The 21478-nt window shown below is 71.0% G+C and carries 18 protein-coding genes; 11 read left to right on the top strand and 7 right to left on the bottom strand.

Annotation, left to right across the window (positions count from 1 at the left end; translation table 11 throughout):
- Positions 1-124: 124 nt before the first annotated feature.
- Both M8I34_RS25965 and M8I34_RS25970 read right to left on the bottom strand, forming a co-directional pair.
- Positions 125-337 carry an acyl-CoA carboxylase epsilon subunit gene (locus M8I34_RS25965; RefSeq protein WP_030981345.1) on the bottom strand — a complete coding sequence of 71 codons (213 nt, stop codon included), beginning with the start codon at positions 335-337 and terminating at the stop codon, positions 125-127.
- Positions 338-377: 40 nt separating this feature from the next.
- The gene (locus tag M8I34_RS25970) at positions 378-1967 is read right to left on the bottom strand and encodes an acyl-CoA carboxylase subunit beta (protein WP_244418979.1); all 1590 of its coding nucleotides are present in this window, start codon (positions 1965-1967) and stop codon (positions 378-380) included.
- A 131-nt stretch (positions 1968-2098) separates the two neighbouring features.
- Here M8I34_RS25970 and M8I34_RS25975 point away from each other — a divergent pair, with 131 nt between their 5' ends.
- The 5 genes from M8I34_RS25975 (at position 2099) to hutH (ending at position 8613) form a co-directional block, all read left to right on the top strand.
- On the top strand, positions 2099-3001 hold the full coding sequence (locus M8I34_RS25975; protein ID WP_250053069.1) for a biotin--[acetyl-CoA-carboxylase] ligase: 903 nt from the start codon (positions 2099-2101) through the stop codon (positions 2999-3001).
- A 274-nt stretch (positions 3002-3275) separates the two neighbouring features.
- Positions 3276-4547, top strand: a complete 1272-nt coding sequence (locus tag M8I34_RS25980; RefSeq protein ID WP_250053076.1) for an adenylate/guanylate cyclase domain-containing protein — start codon at positions 3276-3278, stop codon at positions 4545-4547.
- Between the two features lie 148 nt (positions 4548-4695).
- The gene (locus tag M8I34_RS25985; protein ID WP_250053082.1) at positions 4696-5508 is read left to right on the top strand and encodes an enoyl-CoA hydratase/isomerase family protein; all 813 of its coding nucleotides are present in this window, start codon (positions 4696-4698) and stop codon (positions 5506-5508) included.
- A 334-nt stretch (positions 5509-5842) separates the two neighbouring features.
- On the top strand, positions 5843-6958 hold the full coding sequence (locus M8I34_RS25990) for a sensor domain-containing diguanylate cyclase (protein ID WP_250053284.1): 1116 nt from the start codon (positions 5843-5845) through the stop codon (positions 6956-6958).
- Positions 6959-7068: 110 nt separating this feature from the next.
- Positions 7069-8613 carry a histidine ammonia-lyase gene (gene hutH, locus M8I34_RS25995; protein WP_250053090.1) on the top strand — a complete coding sequence of 515 codons (1545 nt, stop codon included), beginning with the start codon at positions 7069-7071 and terminating at the stop codon, positions 8611-8613.
- A gap of 49 nt (positions 8614-8662) precedes the next feature.
- On the opposite strand, the gene M8I34_RS26000 is transcribed toward hutH, so the two are convergent.
- Positions 8663-9061 (bottom strand): hypothetical protein, encoded by a 399-nt coding sequence (locus tag M8I34_RS26000; protein ID WP_250053097.1) that lies wholly within the window; start codon positions 9059-9061, stop codon positions 8663-8665.
- A gap of 108 nt (positions 9062-9169) precedes the next feature.
- Between M8I34_RS26000 and M8I34_RS26005 the strand changes: the two genes are divergently transcribed.
- The 3 genes from M8I34_RS26005 (at position 9170) to M8I34_RS26015 (ending at position 12705) form a co-directional block, all read left to right on the top strand.
- Positions 9170-9508, top strand: coding sequence for a hypothetical protein (locus M8I34_RS26005; protein ID WP_250053105.1), 339 nt, complete (start codon positions 9170-9172; stop codon positions 9506-9508).
- Between the two features lie 259 nt (positions 9509-9767).
- The gene (locus tag M8I34_RS26010; RefSeq protein WP_250053112.1) at positions 9768-11054 is read left to right on the top strand and encodes an Ig-like domain-containing protein; all 1287 of its coding nucleotides are present in this window, start codon (positions 9768-9770) and stop codon (positions 11052-11054) included.
- 400 nt (positions 11055-11454) lie between these two features.
- Positions 11455-12705, top strand: a complete 1251-nt coding sequence (locus tag M8I34_RS26015) for a DUF2786 domain-containing protein (protein ID WP_374210990.1) — start codon at positions 11455-11457, stop codon at positions 12703-12705.
- 130 nt (positions 12706-12835) lie between these two features.
- Here M8I34_RS26015 and M8I34_RS26020 read toward each other — a convergent pair whose 3' ends face one another.
- Both M8I34_RS26020 and M8I34_RS26025 read right to left on the bottom strand, forming a co-directional pair.
- Positions 12836-13486 carry a response regulator transcription factor gene (locus M8I34_RS26020; protein WP_250053126.1) on the bottom strand — a complete coding sequence of 217 codons (651 nt, stop codon included), beginning with the start codon at positions 13484-13486 and terminating at the stop codon, positions 12836-12838.
- Positions 13473-14783 carry a histidine kinase gene (locus M8I34_RS26025; RefSeq protein ID WP_250053128.1) on the bottom strand — a complete coding sequence of 437 codons (1311 nt, stop codon included), beginning with the start codon at positions 14781-14783 and terminating at the stop codon, positions 13473-13475. Before M8I34_RS26025 ends, M8I34_RS26020 begins: the two co-directional genes overlap by 14 nt.
- A gap of 305 nt (positions 14784-15088) precedes the next feature.
- Between M8I34_RS26025 and M8I34_RS26030 the strand changes: the two genes are divergently transcribed.
- The 3 genes from M8I34_RS26030 to M8I34_RS26040 all read left to right on the top strand — a co-directional run bounded on the left by M8I34_RS26030 (position 15089) and on the right by M8I34_RS26040 (position 18577).
- Entirely contained in the window at positions 15089-15640 is a 552-nt protein-coding gene (locus tag M8I34_RS26030) for a hypothetical protein (protein ID WP_250053130.1), read from the top strand.
- A gap of 412 nt (positions 15641-16052) precedes the next feature.
- Entirely contained in the window at positions 16053-17879 is a 1827-nt protein-coding gene (locus M8I34_RS26035) for a sulfatase (protein ID WP_250053132.1), read from the top strand.
- Positions 17880-18145: 266 nt separating this feature from the next.
- Positions 18146-18577 (top strand): hypothetical protein, encoded by a 432-nt coding sequence (locus M8I34_RS26040; protein WP_250053134.1) that lies wholly within the window; start codon positions 18146-18148, stop codon positions 18575-18577.
- Between the two features lie 137 nt (positions 18578-18714).
- On the opposite strand, the gene M8I34_RS26045 is transcribed toward M8I34_RS26040, so the two are convergent.
- Together M8I34_RS26045 and M8I34_RS26050 are read right to left on the bottom strand one after the other, a co-directional pair.
- Positions 18715-19506 carry a DUF4239 domain-containing protein gene (locus M8I34_RS26045; RefSeq protein ID WP_250053136.1) on the bottom strand — a complete coding sequence of 264 codons (792 nt, stop codon included), beginning with the start codon at positions 19504-19506 and terminating at the stop codon, positions 18715-18717.
- 442 nt (positions 19507-19948) lie between these two features.
- Positions 19949-21367 (bottom strand): amino acid permease, encoded by a 1419-nt coding sequence (locus tag M8I34_RS26050; protein WP_250053138.1) that lies wholly within the window; start codon positions 21365-21367, stop codon positions 19949-19951.
- Between the last annotated feature and the right edge of the window lie 111 nt (positions 21368-21478).

The following is a 21478-nucleotide window of genomic DNA, read 5'->3' on the forward strand; positions in this document are numbered from 1 at the left end:
CGATCCTGTGCCCGTTGCGCCCGTGGCGCCTGAGTACGCGTACTCTGGCGCCACGGGCGTTATGGACTAGTCAATGCACCATGCACCGACCTGACGCGGCCGGTCACCGCATGAGGTCAGCCGGTCAATGCGGCCAGTAACTCGTCCGCCAGGCCCGCGGGCCCGGATGCGGCATCCGCGCCCGCGCCGGAACCGTGGCCGCGGGGTCCGACCACTCGGTGCCACGGTCGGTGCCCTGGGGCTCGGCGGAAGCGGCGGCCGCCGCGCGGACCTGCACCACCGCCAGGGCGGCGGCCAGCTCCTCGGGTGTGGGATTGCCCCGTACGACCTTGATCATGGAGAACGGCTCCCTTCGCTGGTTCCGCTGGTTCCGCCGGTCAGAGCGGGATGTTGCCGTGCTTCTTCGGCGGCAGCGCCTCGCGCTTGTTGCGCAGCGTGCGCAGCCCGCGGACGATGTGCCGGCGCGTCTCGGACGGCATGATCACCGCGTCGACATAGCCGCGCTCGGCCGCGACGTACGGGTTGAGTAGGGTGTCCTCGTACTCCTGGATGAGCTCCTGGCGCCGCTCGTCCTGCGCGGCCGGGTCCTCGATCGCGGCCAGCGTGCGGCGGTGCAGGATGTTGACCGCGCCCTGTGCGCCCATGACGGCGATCTGCGCGGTCGGCCAGGCCAGGTTGAGGTCCGCGCCCAGGTGCTTGGAGCCCATGACGTCATAGGCGCCACCGAACGCCTTACGCGTGATGACCGTGATCAGCGGGACCGTCGCCTCGGCGTAGGCGTAGATCAGCTTGGCGCCGCGCCGGATGATCCCGTCGTACTCCTGGTCCGTCCCCGGCAGGAAGCCCGGCACGTCCACGAAGGTGATCACCGGGATGTTGAACGCGTCGCAGGTCCGCACGAAGCGGGCGCCCTTCTCCGACGCGTCGATGTTGAGGCAGCCGGCGAACTGCATCGGCTGGTTGGCGACGATGCCCACCGGATGCCCCTCGACCCGCCCGAAGCCGGTCAGGATGTTCGGCGCGAACAGTGCCTGGGTCTCCAGGAATTCGTGGTCGTCCAGGACGTGCTCGATCGCGGCATGCATGTCGTACGGCTGGTTGGCCGAATCCGGGATCAGGACATCCAGCTCGCGGTCGGTGTCCGAGGTCTCCAGGTCCGCCTCCTCCGGGAAGGCCGGCGGCTCGGAGAGGTTGTTGGACGGCAGGTACGACAGCAGCCCCTTGACGTACTCGATGGCGTCCTTCTCGTCGCCCGCCATGTGGTGCGCCACACCCGAGGTGGTGTTGTGCGTCCGCGCGCCGCCCAGCTCCTCGAAGCCGACGTCCTCACCCGTGACCGTCTTGATGACGTCAGGACCGGTGATGAACATGTGCGAGGTCTGGTCGACCATGACCGTGAAGTCGGTGATGGCGGGGGAGTACACCGCGCCACCCGCACAGGGCCCGACGATCAGCGAGATCTGCGGCACCACACCCGACGCATGCACATTGCGCCGGAAGATCTCCGCGAACAGGCCGAGCGCGGCCACGCCCTCCTGGATCCGGGCCCCGCCGCCGTCGTTGATCCCGACGACCGGGCACCCGTTCTTCAGCGCGAAGTCCATCACCTTGACGATCTTCTCGCCGTAGACCTCGCCCAGCGACCCGCCGAAGATCGTGAAGTCCTGCGAGTAGACACAGACCGGCCGCCCGTCGACGGTGCCGTAGCCCGTGACGACACCATCGCCGTAGGGGCGGTTCTTCTCGATTCCGAAGTTGGTCGACCGGTGCCGCGCGAACTCGTCCAGCTCGACGAACGAGCCCTCGTCCAGCAGCAGATCGATGCGCTCACGCGCCGTCAACTTCCCCTTCGCATGCTGCTTTTCCACTGCACGGGCGGAACCGGCATGCGTGGCTTCTTCGACCCGCCGTTGCAGATCCGCCAATTTGCCCGCGGTGGTGTGGATGTTTGCTTCCGGCTCGGACATCGGGATGCGGCTCCTGCTCGTCCTGGACTGGTGCTCGTACTGAGGGTGGTACGGGTTTGGCTACCGATTCGTAGCGTATCCGCGGGACTGCTCACCGGCACTGCGTCGTTGACCACACCTAGGCTGGTCCCATGACGCCTCAACCACCGGAAAACCGGGACAAAGATGCCGGTCGCTGGAGCGATCTGGGCCGCCCTCCGCTGAACGCCACGGCACTGCGCCGCGCCTTGCTGCGCCCCGGCTCGCTCTGGACCGCCCTGGACGTCGTCTCCGCCACCGGCTCCACCAACTCCGACCTGGCGGCCCGTGCGGCCGAGGGGGAGACCGAGGGCGCCATCCTGGTGGCCGAGCAACAGTCCGCCGGCCGCGGCCGCCTCGACCGCACCTGGTCGGCGCCCCCGCGCTCCGGCCTGTTCTTCTCCGTCTACCTCACCCCCCGCGTCCCCGTGGAGCACTGGGGATGGCTCCCGCTGCTCACGGGAGTCGCCGCGGCAAGCGCCCTGACCCAGACCGCCGGCGTCGACACGGCCCTCAAGTGGCCCAACGACCTGCTGGTAACTTCCCCGGACGCCGACGCGCTCCGTCCAGGGGGGACCCTCACGGAACGCAAGGTGGGCGGCATCCTCGCCGAACGCGCCGGTCCGGGCGTCGTCGTCGGCATCGGCCTCAACGTCTCCCTCACGGCTGATGAACTCCCCGTGCCCACCGCGGGATCCCTGGTCCTGGCAGGCGCCACCACCACCGACCGCGACCCGCTGCTGCGCGCCGTACTCCGCTCGCTGGAGCACTGGTACGGCGCGTGGCAGTCCGCCGGCGGCGACCCCGTCACCAGCCGCCTCCAGGAGGCATACGCCACGGGCTGCGCCACCCTGGGCCGCTCCGTGCGCGCCGAACTCCCCGGCGACACCGCCATCACCGGCGAGGCGGTGGCCATCGACAGCGACGGCCGCCTGGTCCTGGCCACCGCGGACGGCGTACAGCGGCCCGTGGGCGCGGGAGACATCGTCCACCTGCGCCCGGCGGCGGAGGCCTAGGGGGAGACGTTCCCGGTCCCGAGCGGTGGCGCCGGGGCCCGCCGGCACCGGTCACGGCAGCCGGGCACGACGGTGCGGGGGCAGCCCGCACCACCGCCGCCCGGCCGCCGCCCCGCCGCGCCGATACACCCCCACCACTTCCGTGGTCAGGGCCGACATGTGAGAGTGAGCCAGAGCACACCTGCCGTATCGTTAAGGCGGTCCGCCAGGGAGCGGACCACCGGCGAGCAGTGATCGGAAGGGCAGTGCGCAGGGATCGGACAGGGAGCGGCCGGTGACCGCCGACGACTCGGGCGCCGCCCCGCGCGACATGGACACCGAGGACGACGCCGTGCGCGACGTCCCCGTCGACGACCCCTCCGGGGCCGAGAACGGGAGCGCCCCCCACCACGCTGCCGCGCACAGCGGCGCCACCACCCACGGCGGCGCCGATGACGGCGGCAACCCCGGAGCCGACGACGGCGCCGGCGACAACGGCGACGAGAACAACATCGCCGTCCGCCTCGAACAGCTCATCCTCGGTGCCGACCGCCGCTACACACCGTTCCAGGCGGCCCGCGGCGCCGGTGTCTCCATGGATCTCGCGGCCCGCTTCTGGCGGGCCATGGGCTTCGCCGACATCGGCCAGGTCAAGGCCCTCACCGAAGCCGATGTGCTGGCCCTGCGCCGCCTGTCCGGTCTCGTCGAGGCCGGGCTGCTGAGCGAGGCCATGGCCATCCAGGTCGCCCGTTCCACGGGCCAGACCACCGCCCGTCTCGCCGACTGGCAGATCGACTCCTTCCTGGAGGGCCTCACCGAGCCCCAGGACTCCGGGCTGACCCGTACGGAGATCACCTACCCGCTGGTCGAGCTGCTGCTCCCCGAGCTGGAGGAGTTCCTGGTCTACGTCTGGCGGCGGCAGCTCGCGGCCGCCACCGGCCGCGTCGTCCGGGCCCAGGACGACGCCGAGATGGTCGACCGCCGGCTCGCCGTCGGCTTCGCCGACCTGGTCGGGTTCACCCGTCTGACCCGCCGCCTGGAGGAGGAGGAACTGGGCGAGCTGGTGGAGGCCTTCGAGACCACCTGCTCCGACCTGGTGGCCGCGCACGGCGGCCGGCTCATCAAGACCCTCGGCGACGAGGTGCTCTTCTCCGCCGACGACGCCGGTATCGCCGCCGAGATCGGGCTGCGGCTGATCGAGACGATGACCAACGACGAGACGATGCCGGAGCTGCGGGTCGGCATCGCCTTCGGCACGGTCACGACCCGGATGGGCGATGTCTTCGGCACGACCGTCAATCTCGCCAGCCGCCTCACCTCGATAGCGCCGAAGGACACCGTGCTGGTGGACGAGGCGTTCGCCGAGGAGCTGGGCCGCATCGGGGACGCGCCGGTCTCCGAGGCCGACGCCGCGGCCGCGGAAAAGGCGGCCGCGGAGGGCACCGGCGCCCCGCCGCCGTCGTACCGCTTCGCGCTCCAGCCGATGTGGCAGCGGCCGGTGCGAGGCCTGGGCGTGGTCGAGCCGTGGATGCTGAGCCGCCGTAACGGCCAGGGCGCGAACGACTGAGGCCCGCGCGCGGACCGGGCTGCCCTGAACGAAGCCCGGACCGCACCCCCGGTCTTATCCGGCCCCGTCCCCGTCATCCCTGTTCCCGGGCCCGCCCACCTGGCATGATCCCCCCGTCAGGTCAACGCCCGTTAACTGGGAGGGTTGCATGGAACGGCAGGGGCAACGGCAACAATTCGGCGCGGACGGCTGGATCGCCGTCGAGCGGCACGGCTTCGTGGCGGAGCTGGTCATGGACCGTCCGAAGGCCATGAACGCCGTCTCGACGGCCATGGCCGACAGCCTGGCGCAGGCCTGCGCCGAGCTGGCCGCGGACCGCTCCGTGAGGGCGGTGGTCCTCAGCTCCACCCATGAGCGGGCGTTCTGTGTGGGCGCCGACCTCAAGGAGCGCAACTCCTTCACGGACGCGGACCTGATGCGCCAGCGCCCGCACACCCGCGCCGCGTACACCGGCGTACTGGACCTGCCGGTGCCCACCATCGCCGCGGTGCACGGCTTCGCGCTCGGCGGCGGCTTCGAACTGGCGCTGGCCTGCGATCTGATCGTCGCCGACGGTACGGCGGAGGTCGGCCTGCCGGAGGTGTCGGTGGGCGTCATCCCCGGCGGCGGGGGGACCCAGCTGCTGCCGCGCCGGGTGGGCGCGGCGCGGGCGGCCGAGCTGGTCTTCACCGCGCGGCGGGTGCGGGCGGCCGAGGCCGCGGAGCTGGGGCTGGTCGACCGGCTGGTGGCGAACGGGCAGGACCGGGCCGAGGCGCTGCAGCTGGCGGCCGGCATCGCCCGTAACTCGCCGGTCGGGCTGCGTGCCGCCAAGCGCGCGATGCGGCTCGGGCACGGGCTGGACCTGCGGGCCGGGCTGGAGCTGGAGGACGGCGCCTGGCGCAGTGTGGCCTTCTCCGGGGATCGGGCGGAGGGCGTGGCGGCCTTCAACGAGAAGCGGGATCCGGAGTGGCCCGGGGAGTGATCCGGGGAGTGGTCCGGGGGTGGGGACGGCCGGCGCCGGACGGTGTCTCCCGCGGCGCCGGGCGGGCCGCCCATGGTGACGCACCGTAAGGACTCGCCGCCCCCGCCCCGCTCGGCCTCCGCCCCGCTTCGGTCCGCCTCGGCCGCCCCACCAGGAACGACGCGAGGAACGACGCGAATAACGCCTAGGTGTCAATCTCGCACGGAAAGGGGCGAAAGGGGTTAAACATTCCTACGCTGTAATACAGAGCGTGCTCACGGTGACGGAATGCGAGGATCCGGTGACGGGCGAGGGCGATGCGCGGCTGCGGGCCGTGGTGGAGCTGGCGCAGGCGATGGCGGCCGCGCACACTCCGCGCGAATCGGCGCATGCCGCGGCGCTGGGCGTGCGCCAGGCCCTGGGCGGCTCCTTCGCGGCGATCTCGAAGTGGGAGCGCGAGCTGGGCAAGCTGCGGGTGCTGGTCAATGTCGGAGAACTCGCCGACGGCGAGGAGGAGTTCCCGGACGACGAGAGCTACCCCGTCCACGAATTCCCGGAGATCGTCGGCTTTCTGCACGAGCAGTGGGCGGGCGGCGGTGAGCCCAGTGCCTGGGTGGAGACGGCCGAGGAGCCGCCCGGCGGCCCGGCGGCCACCGGGAGGGAAGCGGGCGGCTGCGTCAACCCGCAGCGGGTGGCCGCGCTGCGCCGCCGCGGCCGGGGCTGCTGTGTGGTCGCGCCGATCGTGCTGCACGGCCGTGCGTGGGGCGAGCTGTATGTCGCGCGGCGTACGGGGGAGCAGGTCTTCGGCCGGGCGGACGCGGACTTCGCGAGCGTGCTCGCCGCCGTGACGGCCGCCGGGATCGCCCAGACCGAGCGGCTGGCGGAGGCCCGCCGGCTGGCCTTCACGGACTCCCTGACCGGCCTCGCCAACCGGCGTGCCGTCGATATGCGGCTGGACGAGGCGCTGGAGCTGCACCGCGGTGACGGGACGGTGGTCAGCCTGGTGGTGTGCGACCTCAACGGGCTGAAGCGGGTGAACGACTCGCGCGGCCACGCGGTCGGGGACCGTCTGCTGGAGCGCTTCGGCTCGGTGCTGTCCCTGTGCGGGGCGATGCTGCCGGGCATGCTGGCCGCCCGGCTCGGCGGCGATGAGTTCTGCCTGCTCGCGGTGGGCCCGCCGGCCGACGAGGTGGTCAAGGTGGCCGGGGAGCTGTGTGACCGGGCGGGGGAGCTGGACCTCGGCGAGGGGGTCGCGGTCGGGGTCGCCTCGACCGGTGATCCGATCGGCCCGGTGCGCAGCGCCCGCCGGCTGTTCCGGCTCGCGGACGCCGCCCAGTACAAGGCCAAGGCGGCGCGGTCCGGCGAGCCGGTGGTCGCCGGGCGGCACGGCGGCAAGGACGACCCGGTCGTCCGGCTCGCGGACGCCCCGGACCGGCGGACGGGGCCGGAACGCCGCCGCTTCCGGAGGTGAGGCGTCGCGACACCCGGCACGGCCCCCGGTCCCTTGCGTACGCCCCGGTAAGGGGTGATCGCGAAATCCGGTGGTGACATCCGGCGATTCAGTCTCTAGGGTGCCTGAATATGGATATGCACACTGTGGTGCTGGGGACGTCCGGCACGACCGCACAGGACGTCATCGCGGTGGCCCGCGGCGCGGCCCGGATCGAGCTGTCCGAGGAGGCCCTCGCGGCCGTCGCCACCTCCCGCGCCTTCATCGACGAACTCGCCGCCAAGCCCGACCCCGTATACGGCGTCTCCACCGGCTTCGGGGCCCTCGCCGTACGGCACATCAGCCCCGAGCTGCGCGTGCAGCTCCAGCGCAACATCGTGCGCTCGCACGCGGCCGGTATGGGCCCCCGGGTCGAGCGCGAGGTCGTGCGCGCGCTGATGTTCCTGCGGCTGAAGACGCTCGCCTCCGGGCACACCGGCGTCCGCCCGCTCGTCGTCGAGACGATGGCCGCCATACTCAACGCCGGCATCACGCCCGTCGTGCACGAATACGGGTCGCTCGGCTGCTCGGGTGACCTGGCGCCGCTCTCGCACTGTGCGCTGACGCTGATGGGCGAGGGCGACGCGGAAGGCCCCGACGGCGTCGTACGGCCGGCCGGTGAGCTGCTGGCCGCCCACGGCATCGAGCCCGTCGAACTGCGCGAGAAGGAGGGCCTGGCGCTCCTCAACGGCACCGACGGCATGCTCGGCATGCTCGTGATGGCCTGCGCGGACCTCGCCCGGCTGTTCACCTCGGCGGACATCACCGCGGCCCTCTCCCTGGAGGCGCTGCTCGGCACGGATCAGGTCCTCGCGCCCGAGCTGCACGCCATCCGCCCGCACCCCGGGCAGGCCGCCTCGGCGGCCAACATGTCCAAGGTGCTGGCCGGTTCCGGCTTCACCGGTCACCACCAGGACGACGCCCCGCGCGTCCAGGACGCCTACTCCATCCGCTGCGCCCCGCAGGTCGCCGGCGCAGGCCGGGACACCCTCGACCACGCCCGCCTGGTCGCCGACCGCGAGCTCGCCGCGGCCGTCGACAACCCCGTGGTCCTCTCGGACGGCCGGGTCGAGTCGAACGGCAACTTCCACGGCGCGCCGGTCGCCTACGTCCTGGACTTCCTGGCCATCGCCGCGGCCGACCTCGGCTCGATCGCCGAGCGCCGTACGGACCGGCTGCTGGACAAGAACCGTTCGCACGGGCTGCCCGCCTTCCTGGCCGGCGACCCGGGCGTCGACTCCGGGCTGATGATCGCCCAGTACACCCAGGCCGCGCTGGTCAGCGAGCTGAAGCGGCTGGCCGCGCCCGCCTCGGTGGACTCCATCCCGTCCTCCGCGATGCAGGAGGACCATGTCTCGATGGGCTGGTCGGCGGCGCGCAAGCTGCGCACCGCGGTCGACAACCTGGCCCGGATCATCGCCGTCGAGCTCTACGCGGCGACCCGTGCCATCGAGATGCGCGAGGGGCTGACGCCCGCCCCCGCCACCCGCGCCGTACTGGACGCGGTGCGCGGTGCGGGCATCCAGGGACCGGGCGAGGACCGTTTCCTGGCACCGGACCTGGCGGACGCGTACGCGTTCGTGCGGGGCGGGAAGCTGGTGGCGGCCGTGGAGTCGGTCACCGGCGAGCTGGCGTAGGGCGGACACGCCCTAGCCGCGGCGGGCGGGGCGGCCGTCCCGTCCCGCCTCAGGCGGTCTCGTCGCGGGTGCGGCGGACGGAGTAGCTGACCAGGCCGGCGCCGAGCGCGAGACAGGCGGCGCCGCCGATCACGTACGGCGTGGTGTCCGGGCTGCCGGTGTCGGCGAGGAGGTGCGCAGGGGTGCCGGCGGAGGCGCCGTCGGCACCGGAGGCGGCGCCCGTGCCGCTGTGGTGCGGGGTGGTCGTCGTGGAACCGCTGACGGTGTCCTGGGCCCTGCTGCCCGCCCGGTGGGTCAGGCCGCTCCCGGCCGTCGCGGAGGCCGTCCGCAGGCCGGAATCTGTCGCTCCGTCAGCCTCCGCGCTCGCAGTGGCGGACGGTACGAACCACAGGGCGAACAGTACCGATCCCGCGGCTGCGGCGGTCAGCAGTGGTCGTCGAGCGGTCACGGAGCGATCCCCCTTGTGGGTTCGGCGAATTGGCCGTTGACCTCAGATGTTAGTGACCGCCGCGGGTCGCGGGGAAGTCAGGACCCGTCCATGCCTAACCTCCGTGCTATGAGCAATGGTGAGACATCACGTTTTGTGCGCCTTCATGTCGAACTGATCATGGAGATCACCGACGGCGGTCAGCTGACCGGTGCGGCCCTCGATCACATCGAGGGTGACCCGTCGCTGCCCGACGAGGAGCGCAGACAGTCCCTGGACACCGTCAAGGGGGACCCGGCGGAGGCGCTGGCCCACCTGATCGACCCGTTCGACCTCGTCACCGCGGTGCCGGGTACCGAACTCGCCCAGGCCTCCTGGAGCAGCGAGGAGCTGACCGACTACGACCCGGACGCCGAGTGGGACGCGGCGGAGTGGGATCTGGCGGACGACGCGGACGGGGAGGGCTGAGCGGAAAAATCCCCCCGATGGCACGGCCCCCGTACGGCTACCCGCCGTGCGGGGGCCCTTCTCGTGCCCGCCGCGACTTCGGTCCGTGAGCACTCGTGACCGATATGGACGGCATTAGTGGCCTTCCCCACACTTTGTGGACGCATGGAACGGGCGAAAAGGAAAAGGCGTTTATATGGAGTCGGCAGGAATGCCTGCGTCCACATATGCCTGCGTTCAGTTGGCAGCTCGCTCGGGGAACTATGCGAAATCGGTAGCAATGGAGATGCGTGTGAAGACGGACAGCCAGCGCCGGAAGGGGCTCATAGCCAGCGCCACGCTGCTCGGGGGCGTACTCACGCTTGCGGCGTGTGGCGGCAGCACGGCAGCCGACCAAGGCGACGGCGGTACGGACGGCACCCGGCACGAGAACACCAAACAGGTGGACGAGGCGGCCGCGAAGGACGCCTCCAAGGCCAAGATCAAGATCTTGCCGGAAGACGGTGCGACCGGCGCGGGCGTCAACCGTGACGCCCGGGTCACGGTCAGTGCCGGAAAGCTCACCGACGTCACCATGACCTCGGCCGAGTCCAAGCAGACGGTCGACGGAACCCTCTCTGCCGACGGCCACTCCTGGAAGCCGGACAAGCCGCTGGAGCGCTCGACGAAGTACAAGGTCACCGCGCACGCGAAGGACTCCAAGGGACGCACGGCGGTGGAGAACTCCAGCTTCACCACCGTCGCCCCGGAGAACAGCTTCGTCGGGAACTTCACCCCGGAGGACGGCTCGACCGTCGGCGTCGGCATGCCGGTGTCGATCAACTTCGACAAGCCGGTCAAGAACAAGCAGTCCGTCGAGTCCGCGATCAAGGTCGCTTCGAGCAGCAACCAGAAGGTCGTCGGCCACTGGTTCAACGACAAGCGGCTGGACTTCCGCCCTTCGGAGCACTGGAAGGCGCACTCCAAGGTCACCATGAAGCTCGGCCTCGACGGCGTCGAGGCGTCTCCGGGCGTCAAGGGCATCCAGAACAAGACCATCAGCTTCAACGTCGGCCACTCGCAGGTCAGCACCGTCGACACCACGGCACACGAGATGTACGTGGTGCGGGACGGCAACCTGATCAAGACCATTCCGATCTCGGCCGGCAGCGACGACCACGCGACCTACAACGGCCAGATGGTCATCTCCGAGCGCTTCGAGCAGACCCGGATGGACGGCTCGACCGTCGGCTTCAAGAAGAAGGACGGCAAGGGCGAGTACGACATCCCCGATGTGCCGCACGCCCAGCGCCTGTCGGACACCGGCACCTTCATCCACGGCAACTACTGGGGCAAGGGCGTCTTCGGCAAGGCCAACACCAGCCACGGCTGCATCGGCCTGGAGGACGTCAAGGGCGCCAAGGACCCGAAGTCGGACGGCGCCTGGTTCTTCGACCACTCGCAGCTCGGCGATGTGGTGGAGGTCGCCAACTCCCCCGACCAGAGCGTCAAGCCGGACAACGGCCTGAACGGCTGGAACATGGACTGGTCGCAGTGGGTGGCCGGCAGCGCGGTGCAGATGCAGTGACGCCGCGGGTAACGGCAGCACACGTCACGCGTGACTTCGGCGCATGACTTCGTCGTATGACTGTCTGTGACTCCCGGTGACCGCGTGGGGATGATCCCGCGGAAGGGGGCGTGGCAGGCCGTGTCATGACGTGACCGCCCGGCCCCGCCCCGCCTCATGAAGCGATGACGCCCGTGGCGCCCCGATCAGGGCGCGGCGGGCGTCATCGCTTCGCGCGGCGGGCGTCATTGCTGTGGATCGGGCGTCGCCGCTGTGAGCGGTGCGCCGCCACCGACCGCCACCGACCGCCACCGGGCCACGGGCGCGGGGAAGCCCTCCGTACAGTGAGCGGGTGAGTGAGCGCGGGAGAAAAGGGCGCGGCGGGCCGTCGTCGTCGGCGGCCGGTGAACTGGTCGGGCAGGTGCTCGGCAGCGTCCGTTACGCGCCGGACGGTGCGCAGGCCGAGGACGCCATCGAAGCGGGCGCCTCGATGCTGGCCGCGGCCGAGGCCGGCTGGGAGGCGGTGAGCGCGGCGGTGGTCGCGGCCGCCGTGGCAGGGGTGCGGCAGTGCTGGGCGGGCGGCTGGCACCCCGCCGACCTGGAGCGGATCGTCCGGCGCGAGACGTCCCATGCCTCCCATGCCTCCCACCTTGCCGTGGTCGTCGACGCCATCGCGGCCGACGCGGCCCGTCCGGCGGCAGCGCGGTCCGCGCGGGACACCCGCTGGGCCGAGCAGCTGCGGCACCTCGGCGCCGAGGTGTGGTGGGTCTCCGACACCGGCTACCTCGACGCACTGGCCCGGCGCCGCCGCGCCTCCCGCTTCGAGACCGCGTACGACGTCCTGGCGGCCCTGCGGGTGCTCGCCCGGCTGCCCCGTGTCACCCCGCTGCCGGCCCCGCCGCAGGCAGGCCGCAGGAGCGGCCCCGACGGCGCCGCCGCGTCCCGCGCCCTCGGCCGGATCCGCGGACTGCTCGCCAAGGCCGAGGCGACCGACTACCCCGAGGAGGCGGAGGCGCTGTCCGCCAAGGCACAGGAGCTGATGGCGCGGCACAGCATCGACGAGGCGCTCCTCGACGGCGCGGACGGTTCGCCGGGCGGGCAGGCCGGCGGCCCGTCGGCGGTCCGGATCGGCATCGAGGGCCCGTACGAGCAGGCCAAGGCGCTGCTGCTCGACGCGGTCGCGGCCGCCAACCGCTGCCAGGCCGTCTGGGCCGCCGACGTCGGCTTCTCCACCCTGGTCGGCTTCGCACCCGACCTGGAGGCGGCCGAGATGCTCTACACCTCGCTGCTGCTCCAGGCCACCGCCGCGATGAGCCGTGCGGGCGACGACCACCACCGGGCTCTCAAGGAGCAGGGCGGTACCCCCGTCGCCCGCGGCCGCTCCCGCCGCACCCGGGACTTCCGCCAGACCTTCCTCGTCGCCTACGCCGACCGCATCCGCGACCGGCTCGGGGCGGCCACCGCAGCCGCCACGGCCGCCGCCACCGCCGAGTCCGCCGACGCGGCCCCCGGCCTCCTCCCGGTCCTCGCCGCCCGCGAACTCGCCGTCGAGGAGACCACTGGTGCCCTCTTCCCCGACACCGCCCCGGTCCGCCTCCGCGGCATACGCGACGCGGACGGCTGGCACCAGGGCAGAGCGGCGGCGGACCGGGCGCGGCTGGGGGAGGGGTGACCGTGGGGGCGGGTGACCTTGGGGGCGGGTGACCTGCGGGGCCCTACGGGCGGGGGCCGTGGCCTACGGGCCGGGGGCCGCCGCCTACGGGCCGCACGGCCGCACTGCCGTTGTGCTGCCTCGCCTCCTGCTAGGACAGCAACCCGCGCTCCAGCGCCGTGATCACGGCCGCCGTCCGGTCCGACACCTCCAGCTTCTTGAACGCGCGCAGGAGATGGGTCTTGACCGTGGCCTCGCCGATGAACAGCTCCCGGCCGATATCGGCATTCGTCAGCCCCTGGCTGACCAGCCGCAGCACCTCGCACTCCCGGCCGGACAGCAGCGGCGTGTCCACCGCCCGCGCCCGGAACAGCTTGGGAGCCAGTGACGGCGTCAGCACGGTCGCCCCGCGCGACGCACCGTGCACGGCATCGACCAGCTCGGCCCGCGAACTGCCCTTGAGGAGATAGCCGGCCGCGCCCGCCTCCACGGCACGCAGGATGTCGGAGTCGTCCTCGTAGGTGGTGACGATGACCACCTTGCTACGGGGCGACTGCCGCAGAATGTGCCCGGTGGCGGCGACCCCGTCCATCCCGCCCATCCGCAGGTCCAGCAGTACGACATCGGGCGTCAGCCGGGTCGCCAGCGTCACGGCTTCCTCGCCGGAGCCCGCCTGCCCGATCACATCGATGCCCGGATCGGATTCCAGCATGGCGCACAGACCCTCGCGTACGACGGGGTGATCGTCGGCGAGCAGCACCCGCACCGCGACCGTGTCGTCAACGCCCTCAACGCTCTTCATCCGCCGCCTCCGCCATCCGTCCTGCCGCCGCCTCCTCCAAGGGCACCTTCACCTCGACGGCGGTGCCCGCTCCCGGATCGCTCACGACGCTCATCACCCCACCGATCTCCGCCACCCGCGCCGCCATCCCCCGCAGCCCGAAGCCCCCACCGTCACCCTGGTCCTGGTCCTGGACCTGGACCTGGCCCTGCCCCGCCGTACCGCGCCCTTCGTCCTTCTCTGCCGCTGAGGCCGCTGCTTTGCCGAAGCCGTTGCCGTCATCGGCGACACGGAGTCCGACCTGCCCCGCGCCGTACCGGAGCACCATGTCCACCGCGCGGGCGTCGGCGTGCTTCCGTACATTCGTGCCGGCCTCCTGCGCGGCACGCAGCAGGACGACATTGACCGCCATCGGCAGCGGCCGCTCGTCCCCCTCGACGGCGAACCGCACCAGCAGCCCCGTCTGGGCGGTCAGCCCGTCGGCCTGCCGCCGCAGCGCCTGCGCCAGGGAGCTCTCCTGCAAGGAAGCGGGCGTCCGGTCGGCGACGAAGGCGCGGGCCTCGGCCAGGCTTTCCTTGGCCACCCGCCCGACCAGCGCGAGGTGTTGACGGGCAGCGGCGGGGGCCGCTTCGACTTCCGCATCCACGGCCTGCACCAGGCTGATGATGCTGGTCAGGCTCTGCGCGAGGGTGTCATGGATCTCCCGTGCGAGCCGCTCGCGTTCGGCGGAGATCCCGGCCTGGTGCGACAGTCGGGCCACCTGTTCGCGGTTCTGCCGCAGCTCTTCGATCAGCGCGGCGTGCTCCTTGTTCTGCCGTACCACCCTCTTGATCCACAGTCCGAGGAGTACGGACAGGGCGATCCCGAGCAGCGACGCCAGCAGCACGAACAGCACGGCCGGGCCGGTGGCGCCGCCCTGGAGCCACATCATCGTCACGGGGAGGAGATTGCCGAGTACGCCGAGCACGAGAGCCGGCCTGGTCGCCAGGCTCATCATCAGCATCGGGACGACGGCGAACAGGGCGAACGCGCTCATCAGATCGGCCGCGGCGGCGACCCCGAACAGCACGAAGAGACCGACCGGGAAGACAGTGTTCCGCCGGTCGCTCTCATGACGGAGCATCAACGGCCGCCCGAGCCCGGCGTACCAGGGCACGACCAGCGTCAGCGCACCGATGGCGATCACGCGAAGGCCCTGCGGGACACCGGAGGTGAACACCAGCCCCGTGGTCACCAGATAGCAGATCACGAAGTAGCTGTCCCACAGCCCGAACCAACGCACCCGCGCCTCGGGCGCGCGCCGCGCCTCACGCGTCACCGTGTCTCCCTGAATCCGAGCGGCAGCCCACGACCGGGGCGCGGTGGGTGTCACCGTGCCGCCACGCCACCGCACCACAGTCCTATCACCCTCCCCCCCTCACCCTCGCCTTTCGCCTTCCGCCGCGGTGTCCACCGACCGGTGGACACCGAATCAACCGGTCGGTCGTCCCGCGACAACACCCCGCCGCCATAGCGTCGTTGACGTCCACACCGAAGGCACCGCATACCGAGTGCCGAATGTGAATCACCGATGTGAATCACCGATGCGAATCACCGAATAATTACGGAAAGGCCCGGATTTCCATGAGCCACCTGAGTCAGTTCGCCACTGCACTCATCGCCAGCGCCACAATCCTCACCATCATCCTGGCGACGGATCTGGGCCGCCGCCGCGTCACCAATATGCGTATGCTGCGCTCCGTGATCGCGGTCGCGATCATCATCGGGCTCTTTGTGCACTCCTTCCCGACCTCGGGGAACGCGCCCTCGTTCCAGCTCATCGGCCTCGGAGTGGGCGTGATCTGCGGCCTGATAGCCGGCGCCCTGCTCCCCGCCCACCGCGGCGGCGACGGCCTGATCTACACCACCGGCGGATTCGGATACGCCCTTGTCTGGATCGTCCTCTCCAGCGCCCGCGTCCTTTTCGCCTACGGTGCCGAGCACTGGTTCACCGAGGGGCTCATCCGCTTCAGTATCGAGAATGAGCTCAGCGGCCCGGACGTCTACGCAAATGCCTTTGTCTTCATGTCCCTTGCCATGGTTCTCACCCGTACCGCGGTTCTGGTGACAAAGCGCCGGCGACTTCGTCAGGCGCCCGTCGACGCGACGGGCACGGAACAGCCGGCCGCGGCCTGACGGCCGTACTGCGCCGGCCGGAGCCACCCTGCTTCGCCCTTCAGCCACCGGAATGCGTGGTGCCGCGGGGGGGGAGGGCGAAGGGAGGGGTGGGGGTGGGGGAGAGGGGAGGTCCGGGCCGATCGGGGGACGGCCTGGCCCTCCTCTCACCCGTATCCGTCCGCCAGGTCCGTCCCACATGTCCGTCCGACGTGTGGGACGCAGGTTCGTCCAACGGGTCTGTCCGGCATGTTCGTCCCAGACGCACGCCGGACATGTCCGTCTCGCCTGCCCGCCTCACACATCCGTCCCACGAGGGTGACCTGAGCACTGAACGCAGGCCGCCGGTCCGCCGTACAGATAACGACGGCGCCGACCTCCCGAGTCCGGTCCGCCATGCCACTACCGGGCCTCGCACGGAAGGACCTTGGGGTTGTCCCACTTCACGCGCTTTCGCCAGCTGCCGCAGGAGACGGAGGCCACCGCGACCGAGGACCTGCCGCCGGACAGCTCCCCGGAGAACCTGCCGGAACACACGCCGGACGGCGCGGTGGAGGCCGAGGCCGAGAACGAGGGCACGGACACAGGCCCCGCCCCGGCCGGCGGCTGGCGGCATCGGCATCCGGTCGCGGCGCGGGCAGTGGCCTGGACGACCACGGCCCTGGCCGGCGCGCTGGTGCTGGTCACCCTCCTGCTGCCGAACGATCCGGCCCGCCTCACCCCCGCCGAATTCGCCCGCATACCGGTGGAGGGGATAGCCGGCGCCGCCCTGCTCCTCCTCCTGCCCCGGACGGCGCGGCGGATGGCCGCGGTGCTCGCCGGGGCCGGGCTCGGCCTGCTGGCCCTCCTCGACCTCCTCGACATCGGCTTCGCCGAGGTGCTCGGCCGAGGATTCAACGTGGTGTTCGACTGGGCCCTGCTCGGCGACGGCGCCTCCTTCCTCCAGGACTCCATCGGCCGCGCGGGCACGATCGGAGTCGAGATCGCGGCCGTCCTCCTCGTCCTGGCCCTGCTCGTCCTCCCCGCCCTGGCGGTCCTCCGGCTCAGCAACCTCATGGCCCGGCACGGCGCCAGGGCGACGGGCACCACCCTCGTACTCGGCACCGCCTGGGTCGTCTCCTCGGCGCTCGGCGTGCAGATCGCCGGCGCGCCGGTCGCCTCCCGCAGTACCTCCGACCTCGTCCAGGCCCGCGTGGACGGCGTCAACGCGACCCTGAAGGACGAGCGCACGTTCGCCAAGGAAGCCGCGAGCGACCCCTACCACCACACCCCGGGAAACCGCCTGCTGACCGGACTGCGCGGCAAGGACGTCATCTTCACCTTCATCGAGAGCTACGGCCGCAGCGCGGTCCAGGACCCGCTGATGGCACCGGGGGTCGACGCGGTGCTGGCGAAGGGGACCAAGCGACTGCGGGCCGCCGGCTACTCCGCCCGCAGCGGCTGGCTCACCTCGGCGACGTACGGCGGCAGCAGCTGGCTGGGCCACTCCACCTTCCTGTCCGGCCTGTGGATCGACAACCAGCAGCGCTACCGCACCGTCACCGCGGGCGATCATCTGACCCTCACCAGCGCTTTCAAGCGCACCGGCGCCTGGCGGACCGTCGGCATCATGCCCGGGGTCACCAAGAGCTGGCCGGAGGGCACGTTCTACGGCCTCGACCACGTCTACGACTCCCGGGAACTCGGCTACAAGGGCCCCAAGTTCAGCTGGTCGACCATGCCCGACCAGTACAGCCTCGCCGCCTTCGAGCGCCTGGAGCACGGCAAACCGCACGACAAGCCGCTGATGTCCGAGATCATCCTGACCTCCAGCCACAACCCCTGGGCGCCCCTCCCCAGGACGATCGGCTGGGACAAGGTCGGCGACGGTTCCGTCTACAACAGCATCGAGAAGGCCGGCAAGCACCCCGTCGACGTATGGCAGCAGACCGACAAGGTGCGCACCGAGTACGGCAAGTCCATCCAGTACTCCCTGAACAGCCTCATCTCGTACGTGGAGAAGTACGGCAACAAGAACACCGTGCTCGTCTTCCTCGGCGACCACCAGCCCGTCGCGAAGGTCTCCGGCGACCACGCCAGCAGGGACGTCCCGGTCGCGATCGTCGCCCACGACCCCGACGTCCTGAAGCGGATCTCCGACTGGGGCTGGACACCCGGCCTCAACCCCGGCCACAAGGCCCCGGTCTGGCGCATGGACGCCTTCCGCAACCGCTTCCTCTCCGCCTACGGCTCCCGGCCCGAGCCGGCACCGTCCAGGTAGCCGCCGCGAGGCGCACACGACGGTCGTGCTCGACCTCCGAACAGCGCATCTGGCAGGTGACTTCAGGGCGGGTGCCACTGCGGTTTCGTGGTGCGGAACCCGACCGGGTTTCGCGGTGCGGAACCCGGGTCGCCCGGCGAGGGCAGTCCGTAGATCCCCCGGGCTCACACGCCGCGACCGATCCTGCCGACGGGGAGGTGAGCTCTCGTCGCACGCTGTACGTTCGCGTGGCGGGGTTCGAAGGGATATCGCGACAGGGGGATCGGATGTCTGCCTACGGGCGTGACGAGAACGAGTGGGACCAACTGACAGAATCAGGCCGCAAGTTCCTCGTTGAGCGCGCCAGACTGCGCAAGGTCACGACCTACACCGAACTCAACTCCATCCTGGCCAGAAGAACCGGACACCGCGGATTCGACTTCGAACGGGCCCATGAACGAGCCGCGATGGGCCACTTACTGGGCCTGATCGTCCTCCGCCACCACGAGCACGATCCCGCCACCTCGCGGCTCATGCTCTCCGCCCTGGTGCACTACCTGGGCGCCAATGACGCCGGCTCCGGCTTCTACGAACTTGCCAAGCAGCTCGACCTGCTGCCGAAGAAGGCATCCAAGGCCGATAAGGAAGAGTTCTGGATCTCCCAGGTCAACGCGCTGTATGACCACTACGACCCGCCACGGGCTCAGGACGAGTCATAGGCCGGGCCATGGTGAGGACGGTCTGCTGACCGAAAGGGATCTCACGACGGCCGAGGGCCGACGACGGCGGACACGGCGGTGTGAGTGCCTCGGAGTCATCTGAGCCGCTCGGCAGCGGTACGGCCCCCGCCTCCGGCCTACCGGGGCGACGACAGGACCTCGACCACCGTGTTCAGCGGCTCCGGCGACGTGGCGAACTCGCCGAGGAAGGGATAGGACAGTTCCGTGACGAGGAACAGGTTGGCGGCGACGAGGACGCTCACCGCCCCGACCATTCCGTAGCGCATCCGGGCCTGCTCGGAGCCGTAGACGACGGAGAACCCGAGGACCAGTCCACTGGTCAGCAGGATCACCATCCACAGGGACAGGGGCGGGCCGAGGTTGCTGCGGGCCGCCAGCAGCCGTTGCGTACGGGCGAGGGTCATGTCCCGCAGCGACGTGAGCGAGCTGGTGAGGAAGGCTCGTTGGGTGTCGTTGCGGGGCGTGATGTTCTCGTACGTGCGGTGCAGGCGGTCCAGCGCGTTCTCGGCCTCGGGCGTGGTGAGGCCGGTCGAGGCACGGGGCCACTCGGCCGCCGCCGCACGTCCGTACTCCAGCAGGCTCTGCCGGATCCGTGCGCTCTCGGCCTTGCCGAACACGTCGCGGAGCTCGGCCATCTGCACCGCCCCGGCGCCCTCGGCCCGCGTCGTCTGGTCGGCCGAGTTCACCTGGCCCCAGAGCGCGAGGACGATGAAGCCGATGAGGAACCCGTACACCACAGCGATAACGGGGAACACGAACTGCGCGACCTCGTTCTGCCCGCCCTGCTTGAGGCGGGGGAAACGGTGCCGGACGAACGCCTGGACGGCCGCCGTCCCGCCGACGACCACGACGATGAGCCCTGCCAGCAGCAACCAGGAAGGGAGGTTGACCACGATCCAACGGCTCACTGCTCCACGCTCCTGACGTACCCCACACCCCCGCCACCACCGGCGCGGTGGCCAACGAAAGCGCCGGGCAGCGGACACGCCCTCTTCGTCCCTTCGGCGGGAGACGGCGGCAGGGGAGCGGTATCCGCGCGTCAGGGGAGCAGCATCCGGGCGGCGCAGGATGGGCAACCGTCCGGCACGGCCTGGTGAGGTGCGTGCACGGAGGGCATCCTCCGCATCGCGCCCGCAAGGCCATCGCGCCCGCAAGACCATCGAGGTCCGCAAGGCCATCGAGGTCCGCCGGTCCTCGTAGCCCTCACAAGTCCTCGCGGCCCGCACAGCGGCTCGGCTGCCGCGACGCCTGGAGGGGGTGCCGTCGGCTCAGGGCGGTGAGATCAGCTCGGGGCGGTGAGGTCAGCTCGGGCTGTGACGTCGGGCCCGGGGCTGTGGTGTGGCGTCGGGCTCAGGCGGTGACGTCGGCCCGGCGGTCGTCGCGGCGCTGCTTGAGATGGCCCGCGCCGGCCAGCGCCGCCACCACGACGGCCGTGCCGGCGAGCTGCTGACGGCCGTCCGCGTTGGCGGCCATGACGGCGAAGACTCCGAGGATGGCGGCGAACGCGAGCCAGGTCAGGTAGGGGAAGCCCCACATCCGCACGGAGAGCAGCTCGGGTGCCTCGCGCTCCAGTCGGCGGCGCATCTTGAGCTGGGTGAGGCAGACGATGGACCAGACGACCAGCACCGAGCAGCCCGCGATGTTCAGCAGCCAGGCGAACACGGTGGTCGGCCAGACGATCCCGGCGATGACGGCCGCGAAGCCGAACACACAGGACGCCAGGACCGCCGCAGCCGGTACGCCCCTGGTGACCTTGCCCAGGAAACGCGGGCCCTGGCCCCGGCTGACGAGGGAGTACGCCATGCGCGACGAGCCGTAGATGTTGGCGTTCATGGCGGAGAGCAGTGCCACCAGCACCACGATCTGCATGATCGTGCCGGCGGCCGGGATGCCGAGCCTGTCGAGCACGGTGACGTACGGGCCGGCCGAGGCGACCTTCGGGTCGTTCCACGGCACCAGGGTGACGACCACGGCCATGGAGCCGATGTAGAAGACGGCGATGCGCCAGACGGCAGTACGGACGGCACGGGCCACGTTCCGGCTCGGCTCGTCGGACTCGGCCGCCGCGATGGTGACGGTCTCCAGCCCGGCGAACCCGGAAATGGTGGTCAGCAGCCCGGCGGCGAGGCCGGCGGCGCCGGTCGGGAAGAAACCGCCGTGGCCGGTGAGATGGCTCGTGCCGGGGGCGCTGCCGAACACGCCGAGAATACCGAGCACGCCCAGCACCAGGAAGGCGACGATCATGGTGACCTTGATGGCGGAGAACCAGAACTCGAACTCGCCGAAGTTCTTGACCGCGGTCAGATTGCTGGCGCAGAAGAACACCATGAAGATCGCCACCCAGCCATAGGCGGGGATGAACGACACCCAGGTGTGCATGATCGTGCCCGCCGCGGTGGCCTCGGCGGCCACGCCGGCGCAGAGCATCAGCCAGTACATCCAGCCCGAGGTGGTACCCGCCCAGGACCCGATCTCCTCCTCGGCATGCACCGAGAACGAGCCGGTGGAGGGCCGGGCCGCGGACATCTCACCGAGCATCCGCATGATCAGCATGACCAGCGCGCCGGTACCCATGAAGAGGAGCACGATGGCCGGCCCGGCCGCGGCGATCCCGACCCCGGACCCCACGAAGAGCCCCGCGCCGATGACCCCGCCGAGCGCGATCATCGACAGATGGCGCTGTTTGAGCCCGTGCGACAACACGGGCTCGCTGCCGTTCTGTACGGCCTGCTGGGAGCCCTGGGGGGACTGGGTGGATGTCCGACTCATGGTCGTGCCTGTTCATTGATCGAGACGTTCGGAGAGCCTCAAGAGTGTGGAGGGACGTGTTGCGCGTACGAGGTGAACGCCCACTATGCGGACCATTCGCTTACACGCGGT

Source organism: Streptomyces sp. MCA2 (genome assembly GCF_023544705.1).
GTDB classification, from domain to species: domain Bacteria; phylum Actinomycetota; class Actinomycetes; order Streptomycetales; family Streptomycetaceae; genus Streptomyces; species Streptomyces decoyicus.